Here is a 19,260-nt window from a genome sequence, read left to right on the forward strand (position 1 = left end):
GCATCAGTGAGGAGTCACCATGCCCGTTGATACATCCAGCCTCGAACCGCAAACCGCCGCTCACGAGGTGATCAAACAAACAGTGCCCGCCTGGCTGACCCAGGCGTCGGCCAGCACCCGCGAGGCCCTCAAGGCCGCGCCCACCCATGAAGTCGATTGGCTCGACCGCCTCAACGGCAGCGAACGCCGCCAGTTGCAGCAGTACACCAGTGCCTGCGCGCACTCGCAAAATGCCCTCGACCAGGCCATGGCCGGCCTGCCCAGCGCCGAGGCGTTCGCCAAGCCGTTGCTGGCGGCGGCGCTCAAGGCGCAGTTTGGTATCGAGCCGGACCTGGACAGCACTTACCTGGACTTGCGCAAGCCCGTGGAGCTGGGCGCGTTTGGCATCCGCATCGGCAGTTTTTCGGTGTTGACCCTGTGCCTGCTGCAAGCGGCACTGCACAACTTCGAAGAGGATGAATGCGCGTCAGGTGCCTTTGCCTCCACGTCACGTTTCAAGCGCGGGCCGGCTGAACACGACGCCAGTGTGACCCTGGGCATGAGCATCGAAGCCTTCCTGAGCCTGTGCCGTCGCCTCGACATCGGTGCGCAGTATCAGGCGCGGCTGACGGCGTTTTTCCACAACGCCAGCGGCCTGCGCGACCTGGTGATCCAGGCCCAGAAAGACGCCCTTCAAGCGGCCGCCTACACCGCATTGCTCAAGCACGACATCGGGCCCGGTGACTACGCCGTGATGGGCGCGGTGATCGCAGGGGAGCGAGAGATCCGCGCCAACGGCAAGCCGGTCTGGTTCAACGACCTGAGCCTGATGGGCCTGCGCCTGTCGGGCTGCACCGCGTTCGTGGCCGTCGACAAATACCAGCACGCCCAAGAGGTGCTGGTGTACATCCCCCACGACCCGCAACACCCGCTGAAAAAGTACCCCAACCTTCAAGCCTTGCAGGCAGAGCTGACCCGCCAATTGATGGCCGATGCCAAGCGGGGCGCGGGGCTCACTGCCTATCAAGGGTTTCTCAAGAACTCCATCGCCTACACCGACCAGCCGACCTACCTGCGCCGCCTCACCGAGGACGCATCCGACGCGCCCGGTGATCCCTACGGCACCCTGCGCATCGGTCAATACATCTTGCCGTTCGTCTCGGCGACCCTCTCGCTGCTGATCGGCCCCAAACAATTGCCCCCCGCGCCCACCGCTCGCGAGCCGATCAAGGACCCGAACTTTTACGTCCAGGTCATTGCCAAGCGCGAGCCGTGGCAGGACAACGTCGAACTCTGGGGGGATAACTTCGATAAGCTGCGCGACAAGCTGATCGCCGACGCCCGTGGCCATGCCGTGCCCACGGCGGATGTGGACGCGGCGGTGCGCGCCAGAAAGGTTGCCGCCCTGGAAAGCGCCGGGCTGCTGGCGCTGAACCTGGTCTCAATGTTTGTGCCGGGGCTTGGGGAAGTGATGATGGCGGTCATGGCCGCGCAACTGCTCTACGAGACCTTCGAAGGCGTGGTGGAGTGGCATGAAGGCGACCGCGAGGCGGCGTTGGGGCACCTGGCCGATGTGGCCGAAAACCTGGTGTTTATCGGCGTGATGGCGGCTGGCGGCAGGGTCGTGCACAAGGCGCTCAGCACCCCGGCGGTGGTTGAGTCACTCAAGCCTGTGAGGCTGCCCAATGGCCAGCAAAAACTGTGGAAGGCCGATCTGGCTCCCTACAAGGTGCCGGTGCAGCTGGCACCCGATGCCAAGCCGGATGTACTGGGCCTGTATGCCCATCAAGGGCAAACCGTGTTGCCATTGGAGGGCGACCACTTTGCCGTGGCCTACGACGCGCAAAGCGCCGAATACCGCATCCAGCATCCGACCCGTCCTCAGGCCTACGCGCCGCGCCTGGCGCATAACCATGAGGGTGCCTGGCAGCATGAGCTTGAACACCCGTTGACCTGGGATGCTCCGACGACCCAGCGCCGCCTGGGGCAGCCTGCGCAAGGCCTGAGTGCCGAGCGCCTGCGCCAGGCCTGTGAGGCCAGCGGCATCGACGCCGATGCCTTGCGCGCCGGGCATCTGGACCAGGAACCGGTGCCCCTGGCGCTCGCCGATACGTTGCAGCGCTTCAAGGCAGCGGACGAGGTGGCCGACTTTATTGCGCAGATGAGGTCGGAGAGTGCCTTGGTGTACGCCAAGGCCGACCCGGTGCTGCAAATGGACCTGTTGCGCCGCCGGGGCATGCTGCCGAGTGAGTCGTACGTGGTGCTTGAGCGCGATGGCACACACGTCTGGAGTGATCCGGTGCTGCCCGGTCAGTCTCGCCAGACGTGTGTGCTTGCCGAGGGTGCGCAAGCGCGTGGTGAGTTGTTGCAAGAGGTGCTGGGTTACTTTCAAGCGGATGATCCGGCGCTAAGCGAGTTTCCCGGCCAGGCGAGTGAGTCGTTGCCCGAGCGCGCACGCCAACTGCGCCACTACCTCGGTGCGCAGGCCCAATCCTTTGAAAACGCGCTGGTGGAGGAGCGCTATAAGGCGCGCAATTTCAGCGCCAACCCCGATGTCACGCGGCTCCAGGGGCAGTTCCCCAGCCTGCCGGGCGCGATGGCCGAGCACATGCTCAAAACCCTCGATGACGACGCATTGCAGCGTTTTCGCAGCGCCGGCCAGTTGCCGCCCAACGTGCAGGAGCAGGCCCAATGGCAGGTCCAGGAGTTGCGCCTGACCCGCGCCTGGGAAGGGCTGTTCGTCGACTCGCTGACCACCGACGACACCCCGCGCCTGCAAGCCCTGGGTACCGATTCACGCGCGAACCTGCGCACGGCATTACTCGAACAGCCGCTGCGCAAGCCGGCCTACGACCCTTCGATGCGCTTGCTCGGCGGCGGTCGTGGTGTACGGCAACTGATGGACACGGCCGCCAACGCCCTGCGCTCACCGGCCGAACGCGTGCGCCGGCTGTTCCCGGACTATACCGCGGACCAGACCCAGGCCTTGCTGCACTCACTGGGCTCCGAGGTGCGCAGCGGGTTGTCGCGCCTGGAGGACGAATACGCCACCCTGGAGCGTGACCTCAAGCACTGGGTGCGTGACAACGCTCCGCCGGTCAGCTTCACTGCCTTTGATCGCCAGGGAGGTTTCGTCAAGACGTTCGCCGATGCGATCAAGCGTTGCTGGCGTCGCCAGACCAACACCCTCAGCATCGTCCCTGGCCATCCGCTCAACCTGCCTGCGCTCACGGCGGATTTCAGCCATGTCGAAGCGCTGGAGCTGGCCAATACGCCGTGGAACCGCGATGCCCAGACCTTCCTGAATAACTTCAGGCAGCTCAAGCGCCTGAGTATCTGCGAAGCAGCCCTCAGCGAAATGCCCGAAGGCCTGGAGCAGATGAATCAACTGACTCAGTTGCAGTTGCGCAAGAACCGGATTCGCCTGACGCCTCAGGCTGTGGAGCAACTGGGGAGTCTCAATCGGATGGAGTGGCTGGACCTGTCGCAGAACCCCCTCGGCCTGGCCCCGGATTTGAGCAACATGCCGCACTTGAGGTACGTGTTCCTCATGAACACCGAACTGGAGCACTGGCCCACCGGGTTGCGGGATCAGAGTGGCCTGCGCGAACTCAACCTGGAGGACAACCACCTACGCACGATCCCGCCCGAGCACCTGGAGCCGTCGGCCGAGTACGCTGAGCAAATGATCAAGATCAACCAGGTAACGTCGATCAGGGGCAATCATTTATCCGCCCAGGCGGAACAGGCGCTGGACGATTATTGGCGGCGGTTGTCCCAGAGCCATCCCGAGTTGTTGCTCAACGGTCGCGGGGACAGTTTCTCGGTGGAGTCTCCCACCATCGCCCAAGTGCGCCAGATGAACCCCAATTACGATATTGGCCGATGCCGACAGTACATCTGGAACCTGGGGGAGGACGCCGAGGGGCAGTTGTCTCGCCAGTTCCAGGAATACAGCGACCTCAAGGCGCAACTGGACGGTTGGGTGTTTTCCGGCGGCGGCGCGCGCCAGCGCTACGTGCGCATGAACCAGGTCCTGGAAAACCTGGCGCAACGTGATGACCGCGTCATGGCCCGTACCCGCATCCTGGCGTGCTGGCGCCAGGAAACCCCGATGAAATTTGCCGCCGACGGCACGCCTATCGGGCTGGAGCTGGACCTCAGCGGCCTGGCGCTGCCGAGCCTGCCCGACCTGGAGGCGGACTTCAGCCATGTCGCTTCCCTCAAGCTCACGGGCATGAACCTGAGCACCTCGCCGGAGGGGTTTCTCTCCGGTTTTCAAGGCGTGCGCTGGCTTGATCTGTCGAACAACCAGTTGCGCGAATTGCCGCCTGCGGTGGGGCAGATGCACGGTTTGACACGGCTGTTTCTGGACGACAACCAGATCCGCTTGACCGCCGGCAGCGCCCGGGTCCTGGCCGAGCGCACCACGTTGCGGGCACTGTGGATGAGCCGCAATCCGCTGGGCATGGTCCCGGACTTCAGCCGGATTCCGGATATCCGTTCGGTGCGCTTGAGCGGTACCGACATTCCGCGCTGGCCCGCTGGGCTGGAATCACAGATGTTGCTCGACGAAATCGACCTCAGCCATAACCAGCTGACCACGCTGCCCGAAGGCCTTATTGCACCCACCGAGCAGCAACTGGAGCGCTCCGTACGCCTGAGTACCATCACCAACGTCGGCAACAACCCGTTGACCGAAGCCACCCTGCAGCAGGTGCGGGCGTATGCCGAACGCCTGGAAGAGGGCGGCCAGTTGCAGGGTGGCCGCCCCTTGAGGCTGATCAGCACGGCATTGGGCTTGCGCTCACCTGTGGTGGTGAGGCCTTTGGGCGCCCCTTTCGAGCGCTGGGCGCGGGGCTTTGATGCGCAGGAGCTGGCCGGCCGTGGAGTCCAATGGTCCACCCTGCGGGATGACCCCGGCAGCCAGGGGTTTTTCGAGGTGCTTGCTGATATGGAAGCGCCCCCGGCCGGCCGTGAAGACCTGCAACGGCGTGTGTGGGAGGTGATCGACAGCATCACCGAACCCAGCGCCGAGTCGGCGGCGCTGCGCGAAGACATGTTCACCTGGGCCGGACGGGCCGCGTGCTGTGACCGCGCCGCCTTGTCGTTCAGTAACCTGGAAGTGATGCAGTTGGTTTACCGCGCCAAGGCGGCTGCAGGTGATGCGGCGCAAGGGCCGGCCCTGCTGAAGCTGGCCCGCGGCCTGTTTCGTCTGGACGAGGTGGAAAAGACTGCGCTGCAACGGATCGCCGAGCGCACCGAGCAGATCCGGAACGACCCGCAGTTGTCAGACCAGGCCAAACGCCGGGCAATCGGTCGCCTTGAAGAGGTCGAGGTTCGCCTGGCCTATCGCTATGGGTTGAAGGACGATCTGGAGCTACCGGGCCAGCCCGGCCAGGCGCGGTTCATTGCCATGGGTAACGTCACACCGCAAGACCTGACAAACGCCCGCGAACGCATCCTGGCCTTGAACAACTCCCCGCAGGAACGCCAGGCCCTGCTATCCCGGGACTTCTGGAAAGACTACGTCACCAGCAAGCACCGCGCGCAATTCGACGCGCTGAGCAAGCCTTTCCACGAGCAGCTTGCACAGCGGTTGGAGCAGGTCGAAGCCGGCACCTTGTCCCGTACCGACTACGACACCCAGGCGCGGGGCTTGCAGGATCAACTGGGCATTGCCGAGGCCGACTTGATCGAGCATTTGACCACTACCGAGCTGGAGGAATATCCCCAGCCCGGTCCTCCCGAGGCCTGATGCAATATCTATCTAGGCTTTAGCGGCGCAGCCATTGGTTAGGCTCGTGGGCTTTGAATCCTGACGGATGTGATGCGATGCCTACCCTGACCAATGGTGCCCCGCTCGGCACTCACTACGACTTTATCAAGGCGAAAATCCCGGACTGGTTTACCCAGGCCAACGCCCGGCGCCGCGAGGAGCTGGGCAGCCATACCCTGCAATTGCCGCACTGGTTCGGGGAGGCCACGCCGGCCACGAGAGCCACATTGGGCCTGGGCCATGCCCGTTATCGCGACAGCTTGAATGCCGTCGATCAGAGCCTGGGCCGTATCGAAGACATTGCGGCATTCGCCGAACCGCTGCTCAAGGCAGCGATCCGGCAACAGTTCAACCTGGACCTGGATGTGCGCAGTGTGTACTTCGCGCGCAAATACGCACCCCAAGACCGCAGTGGCGTGTCGGCCTTCCTGGACATTGACGCCACCCGCGACGCCTCACTGCAGGCTCGCTACCTGGGAACCTCATTGCTGGAAACGGCCCTGGCCAATTTTGAACCCAGTGAAGAACACGCTCTGCCATGCGCCGATTGCCAGATCATAACCACCTGGGGCTCCTACACCGATGAGGCCATCCCCTCGTTCTCGGTGCTGCAGGATCACGCCATTGCCATCCCCGCCCATGAGTTTGCGCGCCTGTGCCGCCAGCTCGACCTGGGGGCGCAGTACCAGGCGCATATCCAGGCACAGCTGCAACCTGATGACCGCGTCCGGCGTACCGCCCTGGAACAATCCCTTGAACAGCATCACCGCGAGCAACTGACGCTAAGCCTGCAAATCGCTGCGATGCAGCAGACGGTGAGCGCCAGTGCTCGCCGCATGCTGGAACAATTACTGGTTGATCCGACAACCGCCACGCTCGATGGCCGGCCCGTCACGCTTTCTGCATTGGTGGTTTTCGACTCGGTACTGGTGGGGCCTTTGCTCATTGGGGCAGCGCGTAAAGGCAGTGGCAGGACGGAGCGTCTGGTGGTCTACCTGCCCGATGACCCGCTACACCCCCTCAAGGAATACGCGAGCAGCGGTGCGTTCATGGCCGACCTGCGAGCACGCTTGCACAGCGCGTCTTATCGCGAGTATTTCAGCCGCTTTATCCCCCTGCGCGAGCAAGGCACCTTCTTTCATCGCTTCAAGACGTTGTATCGACTCGACGGCTTGAATGGCGATTACCCATTGCAGGCCCACCCACCCAGGTTGCCCATGGACGAACAGGCGATCGGTGCAACCCCCTGGAACCAACTGCGCGAGGCCCGGACCCGCAAGATTTTCGCCGATGCGCGGGCGATGGCCGTACCCACCGGCGATGAGGATCGCGTAGCACGTCTGGCCCGGCTGTTGAGCTTTTACGATGCGGTGGTGGATGTGTTTAACCTGGCCGCATTCGTGGTGCCCGGCCTGGGGCCGCTTATGTTGCTGGTGGGGGCCGCGCAACTGTGCGACGAAGTGTTCGACGGCATCGAAGCGTTCGAGCACGGTGAAGTGCAGGAAATATGGGCGCACCTGGCCAGCATCGCGTTGAATGTCGCGGCGGCCGGCACTGCGGCCAAGGTGTTGCCGCAGGTCCGGCTGTCGAGTCTGGTGGACGGTTTGCAGCCGGTGACCCTGGCCGACGGCAAGCAGAAGCTGTGGCGAGGCGACCTTGAGGCCTATCGAGTACCTATTACGCTGCCGGTTGATGCCCTTCCCGATGCGCTCGGGTTGTACACCGACAATGGGCACACATTGCTCGGCATTGAAGACGGGATGTATCGGTTGGTCCGGGACCCGGCCAAAGGTGAGTACCGCATACGTCACCCATCCCGCGAAGGTGCTTATGAGCCCAGGCTTTCCCACAATGGTCAGGGTGCATGGAGCCACGAACTGGAGCAGCCCCAGACATGGCAAGGCGCGCGCCTGATGCGGCGGTTGGGGCCGGTGGTGCGCGGTTTCAGTGATGCCGAGCTGGAGCAGATCCGCCATGTCAGCGGAGTCGATGAAGACGCGTTGCGCCGGTTGCATGCAGAGCACACACCCGTGCCCGCGATTCTGCTCGATACCGTACGCCAGTTCCGCGCCTATGCCAGCGCGGTTCAGGTTGCCGCGGGCATTGGCGCCGGTGGCCTGCCGGACGTTTTGTGCGGTTACGCGGCGAGCGTGGCCGTCGAGCTGCCGGGCTGGCCGGCTGGTTATGCGATCGAGGCGTTTGCGGGCGCTGACCTCGGCGGGCCGTCGGTGAAATACGGTGACGTCGACGCGCTTGCCGGGCGAACCTTGAAAATCCATCGGGCAGAATTGATGGGCGGGAAGTTGCCGGAACGCATCACGGATTTTTTCGACGAGCAGCAAATGGATCGGCTGGTGGGGCGCTATACCGCGCGTGACCGCACGGCACGTATCGGCGCGGTGAAAGGCCGCCTGCAAGACCAGGCAAGCCGAATGCGCGCACGCCTGATGCGCAGCCTCTATGCCGACCAGCAACCTGCGACCGACGCGGCAGAAGCGCTGGTGCAGCGTGACTTCAAACACCTGCCCACGCTGATGGTACAGGAGATGCTGGACAGGTTGCCGCCTGCACAACGAATGGCCCTGGACCATGCCACCCGCCTGCCGTTGGACGTTGCCCAGCGTGCGCGCCAGCTGCAACAGCAGGCGCGATTGGCCCATGCCTACGAAGGACTGTACCTGGACGCACTGGTCAATCAGGACACCGAGGCGCTGGTACTCAATACGCTTCACCGGCTGCCGGGCTGGAGCGACAGTCTTCGCCTGGAAGTACGCGAGGGTGACCTGCAGGGCGCGCTGCGTGCCAGCTATGGCAACCCCGACGCCGCTGAACGCAAGGTGCTGGTGCGCGTGGGTGACGGCCGTTACGAGGCGCGTGATGAGCGCGATCAGCACCTGCATGGTGTCGACGACCTGTACGCCTCCCTCCAGCACGCCTTGCCCGACCGGCACCGCCGGGCCCTGGGGTTACCCCATGTCGGGCAGGGGGCGCAGCTCAAGCAAAAAATCATCGCCAATGCCCTGTCCCGCGAGTCGCTGCGGGCGGTGTTGAATATGCAGACGCCGACGCGCTCGTTTTTCCACACACCAGTACGGGTTGCCGGCAAGTTGGGTTACCCGTTGACCGGGCGTGGCGTAGGCACCAGCCCAGTCACCATAGAAAGTCGGGTGCGTGAGTTGTTTCCGGCGATGAGCGATGCGGCGCTGGTTGACTACCTGCAAGGAAAAGACCTGGAAAACACCGCGTGGCTATTTGCATTGGAAGTGGATTACAAACGACTCGGTGATGTACTGACGGAATGGCGTTGGGCCAACCGAGATTACGCTTCCTTGCGCACGCGACGCCGGATTTCCAGTGCGATCAAGGCGGCGTGGCGTAACAGCAGCCCGCACTGGGATTACGATGTCAGGGGGGCTTATCGCGGGCAATGCATTGAACTCTCCGGTGAAGAGTTTGGCCCTGAGCTGGCGACACTGCCGGTGCTGCCGGGCAATTTCAATCATGTCACGAGCATAAGGCTTATTGACTGCGCATTGACTGAGGCCGGTACGGAGTTTTTATCGACCTTCCGCAAGCTGCGTGCGCTGGATCTCTCGAACAACGCGCTTACGCGTTTGCCGCCGGTCGTGGACGAGCTGCCGTTCCTCGAACACTTGGCCCTGGAGGACAATGAGATTGTGCTGACCACCGAATCGGTCGCCAGCCTGCGCACTAAGCGGGCGATGGAAATGCTGTCTCTGGACGGTAACCCACTTGGCATGCCGCTCGATATCAGCCGCATGGGGCGCTTGAAATTTTTGATGTTAGCCAGTTGCGAACTGAGCCAGTGGCCCACGGGCCTGTTTGCCATGCATCGGTCGCGGGAGTTCGTACTCGACCTGTCGTACAACCCGCTCAGTCAGATTCCAGAGGTGGCGCCGGGTTCCGAGCGGGCCGAGACACTTGCCAGGACGGCGGTCAGCCATGATCAGGTATCGCCCGAGGTGTCTGCAAAACTCAAGCTGTATATGGAGTCTATCGGGCTGGATCCCGGGCGTGTCTTCCCGCCGCGTCGGTCACAGGGCAGCGGGCATTGGATGGCGGGTCTGACGCCGGAGCAGTGGCTGGAAAAACTGCCCGTCTGGAATGCGGTTGAAGAGGCCGAAGGCGCCGAGCCCTTTTTTAACGAACTGCAAAAACTCAGCACGTCCTCCGATACCCTGGAGCCGAACTACAAGGAGCAACTGACGGCCAAGGTGTGGCGAATGCTGGAGGCGATGGCGGCCGACACGGATTTGCGCGAGCACCTGTTCCTGATGGCGCTGGCGCCCACCACCTGCGTGGATGCTGGGGCGCAGTTGTTCAATGCGATGGGGGTCGAGGTGCTGGTGCAAGAAGCTCGCGGCATTCTTGATGAACCGTTGCGCACGCAAACACTGCTTGGCTTGGCAATCGGCAAGTCGCGCCTGGATGAGTTGGGCAAAATTGCGAAGGCCAGGATGCGTGAGCTCAAGGACGCGGGTATGCCGTATCCGATCTACGATGAGCAGAGCCTGATAATCACCCAATATGACGCGGCCGGTGAGCCACTGGCGACCATTGATGAGGTGGAGATCGACCTTGCTTATCACACTGGGCTGGCGACCGCGCTGGACCTGCCTTGGCAGTCCCGAACCATGATGTTTGTCGAGCCTAATGTCACGCCGGTGCAGCTTGAAAATGCCTACAGGCACATCGAAGCCCTCGAACAGGGGGACTTGTTGAGCGTGCAAGTCGCGCAGCAGCCGTTTTGGGAGAGCTATATCCGAGACGCCTATGCCGAACGTTTTCGCGACGCTGAACGCAGAATTGGTGCGCTGACCGACTTGATCGTCGCGCAAGAGGAATGGCAGGCTGGCAGCGTGCTGTCCGCGCCGCACCGGCAGGCGTTGCGCGACACCATTCTGTCGGCGGGCCAGGTGTTGGGCAAAACGGCGGAGCAATTGGCGCAAGGGCAGGTGATGAGCCAGGAGCAGTACACCGCCGAATTGGCAACCCTGAGTGAGGTGTACAGCCAGTTGCTGGTGACGTTGACGGGTACGATGATCCGCCGATTCCCCAGCAGAGCCCTGGCGCCGTGGGCGCCAGGGCTACTGCCTTAAAACAGGAAATAACGCTGGGCCATCGGCAACACCTCCGCCGGCTCACACCACAGCAACACCCCGTCGGCCTTGACCTGATAGGTCTGCGGGTCGACCTCGATATCCGGCAGGTAATCGTTGTGGATCAAGTCGGTTTTCTGCACCTCGCGGCAGCCCTTGACCACCGCGATCTGTTTTTTCAAACCCAGGGTTTCGGGCACTCCGGCGTCCTGTGCAGCCTGGCTGATAAAGGTCAGGCTGGTGGCGTGCAGCGAGCTGCCGAAGCTGGCGAACATCGGGCGGTAATGCACCGGCTGTGGCGTGGGGATTGACGCGTTGGCGTCGCCCATCAGGCTGGAGGCAATCGCGCCGCCCTTGAGGATCAGGGTCGGCTTAATGCCGAAAAACGCCGGGCGCCACAGCACCAGGTCGGCCCATTTGCCCACTTCGATGGAACCCACAATGTGGCTCACGCCATGGGTGATCGCCGGGTTGATGGTGTACTTGGCGATATAGCGCTTGGCGCGGAAATTGTCGTTGCCGGGGCCATCGCCGGGCAGCGGGCCGCGCTGTTTTTTCATCTTGTCGGCGGTCTGCCAGGTGCGCGTGATCACCTCGCCCACGCGGCCCATGGCCTGGCTGTCGGAGCTGATCATCGAGAACGCGCCGAGGTCGTGCAAGATGTCTTCGGCGGCGATGGTTTCGCGGCGGATGCGGCTTTCGGCGAAGGCCACGTCTTCGGCAATGCTCGGGTCGAGGTGATGGCAGACCATCAGCATGTCGAGGTGTTCGTCGATGGTGTTGCGCGTGAATGGCCGCGTCGGGTTGGTCGAACTCGGCAGCACGTTAGGGAAGCCGCAGGCCTTGATGATATCCGGCGCGTGGCCGCCACCGGCACCTTCGGTGTGGTACGTGTGGATGGTGCGGCCCTTGAGCGCGGCGAGGGTGGTTTCGACAAAACCGGACTCATTGAGGGTGTCGCTGTGGATCGCCACCTGCACGTCGTATTCATCGGCGACGCTCAGGCAGTTGTCGATGCTCGCTGGGGTGGTGCCCCAGTCTTCGTGCAGCTTCAAACCGATGGCGCCGGCCTTGACCTGTTCGATCAACGGCTCCGGCAAACTGGCGTTGCCCTTGCCGGTGAAACCGATGTTCATCGGGAACGAATCACTGGCCTGGAGCATGCGCGCCAGGTGCCATGGGCCAGAAGTGCAAGTAGTGGCATTGGTACCGGTGGCAGGTCCCGTGCCGCCGCCGATCATGGTGGTGACGCCACTGGTCAGCGCTTCTTCGATCTGCTGCGGGCAGATGAAATGCACGTGGCTGTCGATGCCGCCGGCGGTGAGGATCATGCCTTCGCCGGCAATCACCTCGGTGCTGGCGCCGATGGCCATGGTCACGCCGGGTTGGATGTCCGGGTTGCCGGCCTTGCCGATCGCGTGGATGCGACCGTTCTTCAGGCCGACGTCGGCCTTGACGATGCCCCAGTGGTCGATGATCAGCGCGTTGGTGATCAGCGTGTCGACCACTTCATGGGCGAGCAACTGGCTTTGGCCCTGGCCATCGCGGATCACTTTACCGCCGCCGAATTTGACTTCTTCGCCATAGACGGTGAAGTCCTGTTCGACTTCGACAAACAACTCGGTGTCGGCCAGGCGGACCTTGTCACCGACGGTGGGGCCGTACATGTCGGCGTAAGCTTGTCTGGAAATCTTCATGTGTATGTCCTCACGTTATTCCAGATTGCCCATGATGCGGCCGGCAAACCCAAACACCCGCCGCCCACCGCTCAAGTCCACCAACTCCACCTCACGACTCTGCCCCGGTTCAAACCGCACCGCCGTGCCCGCCGGAATATTCAGGCGCATGCCACGGCTTGCCGCGCGGTCAAACGTCAGCGCGTCATTGGTCTCGAAAAAATGGTAATGCGAGCCCACTTGGATAGGCCGGTCGCCGCTGTTGGCCACGCTCAGGGTGACAGTGCGGCGGCCCGCGTTGAGTTCGATGTCGCCAGGCTGGATCTGATATTCGCCAGGAATCATGCAGGTTGTCCCAGGGTCTTGAAGTAGATGGCGGTCGGGCTGTAGCGCCCGTCCGGGCTTTGGCAGTAGTCGGGCAATTCACCGATCTTGGTGTAGCGCAGCGACTGGTAAAAGGCTTCGGCAGGCGAGCCGGCTTCGGTGTCCAGGTACAGCAGGCCACGTTTGTGATGGCGAGCGGCGAGCTCCAGGGTGGTCATCAATTGCTGGCCGAGGCCATGGCGGCGGGCGCGGCTGTGCACCAACAGCTTTTGCACTTCGGCGCGGTTGAGGCCGTTGGCTTTCTGGCACAGCGCCAACTGCACGCTGGCGATCACCTGTTCATCGCGCACCACCACCCAGAGCAGCAGGCTGGTGTCTTCAACGCTCGCCTGCACGCCGCGCAGATACTCGCGGGCCTGGGCCTCGTCGAAGTCGGCCATGAAGCCGACGGAAGCGCCATGCATGACCGCGTCGAGCAACAGCTCGATCAAGCCCAGGCGATAGTGGGCAAAACTTTCCGCATTGACTCGACGCAGTTGCGCGGCGTTCATCGACGTCACTCCTTGGGCGGTTCGGCGCCCGGGTTCAAGGCCAGTTGCATGAAGGTCAGGTCCAGCCAGCGGCCGAACTTGATACCCACCTGCGGCATCTGCCCGGTGGTAACGAAGCCCTGGCGTTCATGCAGGCGGATCGAAGCCTGGTTGCCGCTCTCGATGGCGGCGACCATCACGTGTTTGTCGCAGGCGCGCGCGCGCTCGATTAGCGCTGCCATCAACAAAGGGCCGAGGCCTTTGCCGCGTTGGTCGCTGCGCACGTACACCGAGTGCTCGACGCTGTAGCGAAAACCTTCGAACGGCCGCCAGTCACCGAAGGAGGCGTAACCGGTGACTTCACCGTTTTCCACTGAGACCAGGATCGGGTAACCCTGGGCATGCCGCGCACTGAACCAGGCCTGGCGGTTGTCCAGGTCCACCGGTTGTTCGTTCCAGATTGCCGTGGTGTTCAGCACCGCGTCGTTGTAGATATCGCGGATCGCCGGCAAATCGTGTTGGGTTGCGTCACGAATCATCATCAGGCCTCACGCAATCGGCTGGTGCACGGTGACCAGCTTGGTGCCGTCGGGGAAAGTGGCTTCCACCTGGATATCCGGGATCATTTCCGGGATGCCTTCCATCACTTGTTCGCGGCTGAGCAGGGTGGTGCCAAAGTGCATCAGGTCAGCCACGGTGCGGCCATCGCGGGCGCCTTCCATCAGCGCAGCGGAGATGTAGGCGATGGTTTCCGGGTAGTTGAGCTTCACCCCGCGTGCGAGGCGGCGCTCGGCGACGAGGCCGGCGGTGAAGATCAGCAGTTTGTCTTTTTCCCGTGGGGTCAGGTCCATGGTTCAGGTACTCCAGATTCGGGGGGGGACGGCTTCACGGCCCAGCACGGCGGGGCGTAACAGGCGCCATAAATCGATCAGCCAGGCGCGGGCGTGCAGCGCTTCGCTGGCCAGGCAGCGAGCCACCAGCAAGCCCGGCAATTGGGTCAGGTCGCCGCGCACGGCGTGGGGCAGGGCGCGGCAGGTGTCGAGTAGTTCAGGGTCGATATCGGCCGTCAGCAACAGCGTGGCAAACACCGGTTGCCCATCCAGGCCGATGGGTGAATCGAGCAAACCGTCGGCGCCCACAATGCGCTGGCGTTCATGCCAGAGCAACTGGCCGTCGCGGCAGATATCCAGGTGCGATTGGAAGTGGCCGAGGTCGAAACGTTCGCCGCTGGCCGGGCGGCCCAGGGCAACCACGTCCCAGTAGAACAAGCGCGCATCGCCTTGCAGTTCGATGCGGGTGGTGAGTTCGGCCTGAGCCGCGCTGAACACGATGGTTTCCTGGGGTAGCCATTCCAGCGTGGCGCCGGCTTCCACGGTGAGGTCGAGCTGCTGGAATGCAGGGCCCTTGGCGCGATACCACTTGGCGGCGCCAGGGCTGGTCAATTGGGCCCAGGCGCCGGCGCCGACATGGGCGCTGATGTCCAGGCGATCACCGCCGGCAATGCCACCGGGCGGGTGCACGATGATGTGCTGGCACACCTCGGGGCCTTCGGCGTACAGGTGTTTTTGCACGCGCAACGGGCCGAGGTGGCGGCGCATCACCGGTCGCGTAGTGTCGCCGAAGCGCGCGTAGCCGAGTTCCAGCTCGGCGTGCCAGCTGGGGGTGAACAGGGCAGGAGTAACGGGCAGGTTCATGGCAAAGAGCTTATCGTTAGGAGGCTACAGATTAGATGGTTACCAGGCCGCGCACACCCTCACTTTCCATATTTTCACCTCGGCCCTGCTGCACGATTTCACCACGGGACATCACCAGGTATTGGTCGGCCAGCTCGGCGGCAAAGTCATAGAACTGCTCCACCAGCAGGATCGCCATATCGCCGCGCTCCGCGAGTTTCTTGATCACCGCGCCGATTTCCTTGATCACCGATGGCTGGATGCCTTCGGTGGGTTCATCGAGGATCAGCAGGCGTGGGCGGCTGGCCAACGCGCGGCCGATGGCGAGCTGTTGCTGCTGGCCGCCGGACAAATCGCCGCCACGCCGATGTTTCATCTGCAGCAACACGGGAAACAGTTCGTAGATAAATGCCGGGACTTCCTTGGCCTCCGAACCGGGGAAGCGGGAGAGCCCCATCAAGAGGTTTTCTTCCACCGTCAGCCGCCCGAAAATTTCTCGGCCCTGTGGCACGTAGGCGATACCCGCGTGCACGCGTTGGTGCGGCTTGAACCCGGTGATGGCGCGGCCTTCCCAATTCACCGCGCCTTCTTTGGCCGGCAGCAAACCCATCAGGCATTTGAGCAGGGTGGTCTTGCCCACGCCGTTACGGCCGAGCAGGCAGGTGACTTCGCCGATCTTCACGTCAAACGACAGCCCGCGCAGGATGTGGCTACCGCCGTAGTACTGGTGCAGCTTGTCGACTTGCAGCATGTTCATCTCTCCTCAGCGACCGAGATAGACTTCGATCACCCGCTCGTTTTCCTGCACCTGTTCCAGCGACCCTTCGGCCAGCACGCTGCCCTGGTGCAACACGGTGACGTGGTCGGCAATCGAGCCGACAAACCCCATGTCGTGTTCCACCACCATCAGCGAATGCTTGCCCGCCAGGCGCTTGAACAGTTCGGCGGTGAATTCGGTTTCCGCGTCGGTCATGCCCGCCACCGGTTCATCCAGCAGCAACAGTTGCGGGTCCTGCATCAGCAACATGCCGATTTCCAGGAACTGCTTCTGGCCGTGGGACAGCAACCCCGCCTGGCGCTGGGCCGAGGCGGTCAGGCGGATGGTGTCGAGCACTTCATCGATACGATCTTTCTGCTCGCCGCTCAAGCGTGCGCGCAGGCTGGCCCATACGGATTTGTCGGTCTTCTGCGCCAGTTCGAGGTTTTCGAACACGCTGAGGGCCTCGAACACCGTGGGCTTCTGGAACTTGCGGCCGATACCGGCCTGGGCGATCTGCACTTCACTCATGCTGGTGAGGTCGAGGTTTTCGCCAAACCAGGCGGTGCCGTGGCTGGGCCGGGTCTTGCCGGTGATCACGTCCATCAGCGTGGTCTTGCCCGCGCCATTGGGGCCGATGATGCAGCGCAGCTCGCCGACGCCGATGTACAGGTTCAAGGTGTTGAGCGCCTTGAAACCATCAAAGCTGACGCTGATGTCTTCCAGGCTCAGGATGGTGCCGTGGCGGGTGTTGAGACCCTTGCCGGCCGCCTGGCCAATACCGATGGCATCGCGGCCGCTGCCTGCATCGAAAATAGGTTCAAGCATGACGTTCCTCATTTCTTCAGCAGGCCGATAACGCCCTTGGGCAGGTACAGGGTGACGATGATGAACAGCGCCCCGAGGAAGAACAGCCAGTATTCCGGGAAGGCCACGGTGAACCAGCTCTTCATTCCATTGACCACGCCCGCGCCCAGCAGCGGGCCGATCAAGGTCCCGCGCCCGCCAAGAGCAACCCACACGGCGGCTTCGATGGAGTTGGTCGGCGACATTTCGCTGGGGTTGATGATGCCCACCTGCGGCACATACAACGCACCGGCCAAACCACACAACACCGCGCTCAGTACCCACACGAACAGCTTGAAGCCGCGCGGATCGTAGCCGCAGAACATCAGGCGGTTTTCCGCATCACGCAGGGCGGTCAGCACTCGGCCGAACTTGCTGCGCGCCAGGCGCCAGCCGATGAACAGGCTCGCCACTAGCAACAACACCGTGGCCACGAACAACACCGCCCGTGTGCCCGGTTCGGTAATGCCGAAACCGAGGATGCTGCGGAAATTGGTGAAGCCGTTATTGCCGCCAAAGCCGGTCTCGTTGCGAAAGAACAGCAGCATCCCGGCAAAGGTCAGCGCCTGGGTCATGATCGAGAAATACACGCCCTTGATCCGGGAACGGAAGGCGAAGAAGCCGAACACCAAGGCCAATAGGCCAGGCGCTAAAACCACCAAGCACATGGCCCAGAGGAAGTGCTGAGTGCCGACCCAATACCAGGGTAATTCGGTCCACGACAAAAAGGTCATGAACGCTGGCAATTCATCGCCGGACGCCTGGCGCATCAGGTACATACCCATCGCGTAGCCACCGAGGGCAAAGAACAGGCCGTGGCCGAGAGACAACATCCCGGCGTAGCCCCACACCAGGTCCAGCGCGAGGGCGACGATGGCGTAGCACAGAATCTTGCCCACCAAGGTCAGGGTGTAGGCCGACACATGCAGCGGGTTTTCCGGTGACAGCAGTGAACACAATGGCAGCGCCAGCAGCAGCGCGAGAATCACCACGCCCACCGCGATCGTTACCTTCGGGCCGGCCTTTTGCGTGGCCGTGAGCATCAATGGCTGGTTCATCAGTCGATCACCCGTCCTTTCAGTGCGAAGAGTCCTTGCGGGCGTTTCTGAATAAACAGAATGATCAACGCGAGGATCAGGATCTTGCCGAGCACGGCGCCGATCTGCGGCTCCAGGATTTTGTTGGCGATGCCCAGGCCAAAGGCGGCCATCACGCTCCCGGCCAACTGGCCGACACCGCCGAGTACCACGACCAGGAACGAATCGATGATGTAGCTCTGGCCCAGGTCCGGGCCGACGTTGCCGATCTGGCTCAGCGCCACGCCGCCCAGCCCGGCGATACCGGAACCGAGGCCAAACGCGAGCATGTCCACCCGCCCGGTGGGCACGCCGCAGCAGGCCGCCATGTTGCGGTTCTGGGTCACGGCACGCACGTTGAGGCCCAGGCGGGTCTTGTTCAGCAGCAACCACGTCAGCACCACCACGCACAGCGCGAAGCCAATGATCACAATCCGGTTGTACGGCAGCACCAGATTGGGCAGCACTTGAATGCCGCCGGACAGCCAGGCGGGGTTGGACACTTCGACGTTCTGCGCGCCGAACACCAGGCGCACCAGCTGGATCAGCATCAGGCTGATGCCCCATGTGGCGAGCAAGGTTTCCAGCGGGCGGCCATACAGGTGACGAATCACTGTGCGCTCTAGCGCCATACCGATGGCGGCGGTGACAAAAAACGCCACCGGCAGCGCGATCAGCGGGTAGAACTCGATGGCTTGCGGCACATAACGCTGCATCAGCATTTGCACCACATAGGTGGAGTAGGCGCCGAGCATCAGCATCTCGCCGTGGGCCATGTTGATCACGCCGAGCAGGCCAAAGGTGATCGCCAGGCCCAGCGCCGCCAGCAGCAGGATCGAACCGAGGGACATGCCGCTGAAGGCTTGCCCGAGGATTTCACCCAGCATCAACTTGCGTTTGACCTGGGCCAGGCTGGTTTCGGCGGCGGTATGCACGGCGGCATCGGTTTCGACGCCGGGGGCGAGCAGGGCTTCAAGACGGGTACGCGCCAGTGGGTCGCCGGTGCTGCCGAGCAAGCGCACAGCGGCAAGGCGAACCACGGGGTCAGGGTCGACCAGTTGCAGGTTGGCCAGGGCCAGACTGAGGGCAGTGTGCACCTCCTCATTGGTCTCACTGGCGACTTGCTGATCAAGGAATTTCAGTTGTGCGGGTTGTGCGCTTTTTTGCAGGGTCTGCGCGGCAGCGAGACGCACCATGGGATCGGCGGCGAGCAGTTGTTGGCTGGCTTGGACGTTGTCGATCAGGCTGCGCAGGCGGTTGTTCAGGCGTACGGTCTTGGTTTCACCGTTGACCGTGAGCTGGCCTTGTTGCAGGGCGTCCACCAATTCGATGCGTGCAGGATCGGGCTGGGCGGCCCAGTCCTGGAGCAGCTTGGCTTGTTGGGCCGGGTTGGCGGCGAGAAATTCTTCGGCGTCGCTGGCGTGTGCGGCCAAAGGCAGCACAAGCAGGGCCGTGAGGATGAAGCGGTACAGGGCAGTGGGCATATTCTTGGGCCTTGCT

At 62.9% G+C, this 19,260-nt stretch carries 12 protein-coding genes; 2 read left to right on the forward strand and 10 right to left on the reverse strand.

Annotated elements, in window-relative coordinates:
- Window positions 1-19 precede the first annotated feature (19 nt).
- Window positions 20-5,737: an NEL-type E3 ubiquitin ligase domain-containing protein gene (locus tag ACP7EW_RS21220; protein ID WP_426219448.1), complete on the forward strand. Its 5,718-nt coding sequence runs from the start codon at window positions 20-22 to the stop codon at window positions 5,735-5,737.
- A gap of 77 nt (window positions 5,738-5,814) precedes the next feature.
- Complete coding sequence (locus ACP7EW_RS21225) at window positions 5,815-10,878, forward strand: dermonecrotic toxin domain-containing protein (RefSeq protein WP_426219450.1); 5,064 nt, start codon at window positions 5,815-5,817, stop codon at window positions 10,876-10,878.
- Here the strand turns inward: ACP7EW_RS21225 and ureC are convergent.
- The 10 genes from ureC to urtB are packed head-to-tail and all read right to left on the reverse strand — an operon-like array spanning window position 10,875 to window position 19,244.
- A complete protein-coding gene (gene ureC, locus ACP7EW_RS21230) occupies window positions 10,875-12,575 on the reverse strand; it encodes an urease subunit alpha (RefSeq protein WP_426219452.1) in 1,701 nt (566 codons plus the stop codon). The two genes, ACP7EW_RS21225 and ureC, sit on opposite strands and share 4 nt — an antisense overlap.
- A 15-nt stretch (window positions 12,576-12,590) precedes the next feature.
- A complete protein-coding gene (locus tag ACP7EW_RS21235) occupies window positions 12,591-12,899 on the reverse strand; it encodes an urease subunit beta (protein WP_426219454.1) in 309 nt (102 codons plus the stop codon).
- Window positions 12,896-13,429, reverse strand: a complete 534-nt coding sequence (locus ACP7EW_RS21240; protein ID WP_426219456.1) for a GNAT family N-acetyltransferase — start codon at window positions 13,427-13,429, stop codon at window positions 12,896-12,898. Before ACP7EW_RS21240 ends, ACP7EW_RS21235 begins: the two co-directional genes overlap by 4 nt.
- Window positions 13,430-13,434: 5 nt before the next feature.
- Window positions 13,435-13,947, reverse strand: a complete 513-nt coding sequence (locus ACP7EW_RS21245; protein WP_426219589.1) for a GNAT family N-acetyltransferase — start codon at window positions 13,945-13,947, stop codon at window positions 13,435-13,437.
- A gap of 9 nt (window positions 13,948-13,956) precedes the next feature.
- The gene (locus ACP7EW_RS21250) at window positions 13,957-14,259 is read right to left on the reverse strand and encodes an urease subunit gamma (RefSeq protein WP_010213535.1); all 303 of its coding nucleotides are present in this window, start codon (window positions 14,257-14,259) and stop codon (window positions 13,957-13,959) included.
- Window positions 14,260-14,262: 3 nt separating this feature from the next.
- The gene (locus ACP7EW_RS21255) at window positions 14,263-15,102 is read right to left on the reverse strand and encodes an urease accessory protein UreD (RefSeq protein ID WP_426219458.1); all 840 of its coding nucleotides are present in this window, start codon (window positions 15,100-15,102) and stop codon (window positions 14,263-14,265) included.
- A 31-nt stretch (window positions 15,103-15,133) separates the two neighbouring features.
- On the reverse strand, window positions 15,134-15,832 hold the full coding sequence (gene urtE / locus ACP7EW_RS21260) for an urea ABC transporter ATP-binding subunit UrtE (protein WP_033897371.1): 699 nt from the start codon (window positions 15,830-15,832) through the stop codon (window positions 15,134-15,136).
- Window positions 15,833-15,844: 12 nt separating this feature from the next.
- Window positions 15,845-16,678 (reverse strand): urea ABC transporter ATP-binding protein UrtD, encoded by an 834-nt coding sequence (gene urtD, locus ACP7EW_RS21265; protein ID WP_426219460.1) that lies wholly within the window; start codon window positions 16,676-16,678, stop codon window positions 15,845-15,847.
- Window positions 16,675-17,742 carry an urea ABC transporter permease subunit UrtC gene (gene urtC, locus ACP7EW_RS21270; protein WP_177001547.1) on the reverse strand — a complete coding sequence of 356 codons (1,068 nt, stop codon included), beginning with the start codon at window positions 17,740-17,742 and terminating at the stop codon, window positions 16,675-16,677. Before urtC ends, urtD begins: the two co-directional genes overlap by 4 nt.
- Entirely contained in the window at window positions 17,742-19,244 is a 1,503-nt protein-coding gene (gene urtB, locus ACP7EW_RS21275) for an urea ABC transporter permease subunit UrtB (RefSeq protein WP_426219463.1), read from the reverse strand. The genes urtC and urtB overlap by 1 nt, the downstream gene beginning before the upstream one ends.
- Window positions 19,245-19,260 lie beyond the last annotated feature (16 nt).

Origin of the sequence: Pseudomonas sp. DWRC2-2, assembly GCF_049897885.1 — a bacterium.
GTDB classification, from domain to species: Bacteria; Pseudomonadota; Gammaproteobacteria; order Pseudomonadales; family Pseudomonadaceae; genus Aquipseudomonas; species Aquipseudomonas azotoformans_A.

What these genes read in the sequence shown, in the direction of transcription:
- ACP7EW_RS21220 (WP_426219448.1), top strand. Translation starts at nt 20, where the DNA reads ATGCCCGTTGATACATCCAGCCTCGAACCGCAAACCGCCGCTCACGAG.
- ACP7EW_RS21225 (WP_426219450.1), top strand. Translation starts at nt 5,815, where the DNA reads ATGCCTACCCTGACCAATGGTGCCCCGCTCGGCACTCACTACGACTTT.
- ureC (WP_426219452.1), bottom strand. Translation starts at nt 12,575, where the DNA reads ATGAAGATTTCCAGACAAGCTTACGCCGACATGTACGGCCCCACCGTC.
- ACP7EW_RS21235 (WP_426219454.1), bottom strand. Translation starts at nt 12,899, where the DNA reads ATGATTCCTGGCGAATATCAGATCCAGCCTGGCGACATCGAACTCAAC.
- ACP7EW_RS21240 (WP_426219456.1), bottom strand. Translation starts at nt 13,429, where the DNA reads ATGAACGCCGCGCAACTGCGTCGAGTCAATGCGGAAAGTTTTGCCCAC.
- ACP7EW_RS21245 (WP_426219589.1), bottom strand. Translation starts at nt 13,947, where the DNA reads ATGATTCGTGACGCAACCCAACACGATTTGCCGGCGATCCGCGATATC.
- ACP7EW_RS21250 (WP_010213535.1), bottom strand. Translation starts at nt 14,259, where the DNA reads ATGGACCTGACCCCACGGGAAAAAGACAAACTGCTGATCTTCACCGCC.
- ACP7EW_RS21255 (WP_426219458.1), bottom strand. Translation starts at nt 15,102, where the DNA reads ATGAACCTGCCCGTTACTCCTGCCCTGTTCACCCCCAGCTGGCACGCC.
- urtE (WP_033897371.1), bottom strand. Translation starts at nt 15,832, where the DNA reads ATGCTGCAAGTCGACAAGCTGCACCAGTACTACGGCGGTAGCCACATC.
- urtD (WP_426219460.1), bottom strand. Translation starts at nt 16,678, where the DNA reads ATGAGGAACGTCATGCTTGAACCTATTTTCGATGCAGGCAGCGGCCGC.
- urtC (WP_177001547.1), bottom strand. Translation starts at nt 17,742, where the DNA reads ATGAACCAGCCATTGATGCTCACGGCCACGCAAAAGGCCGGCCCGAAG.
- urtB (WP_426219463.1), bottom strand. Translation starts at nt 19,244, where the DNA reads ATGCCCACTGCCCTGTACCGCTTCATCCTCACGGCCCTGCTTGTGCTG.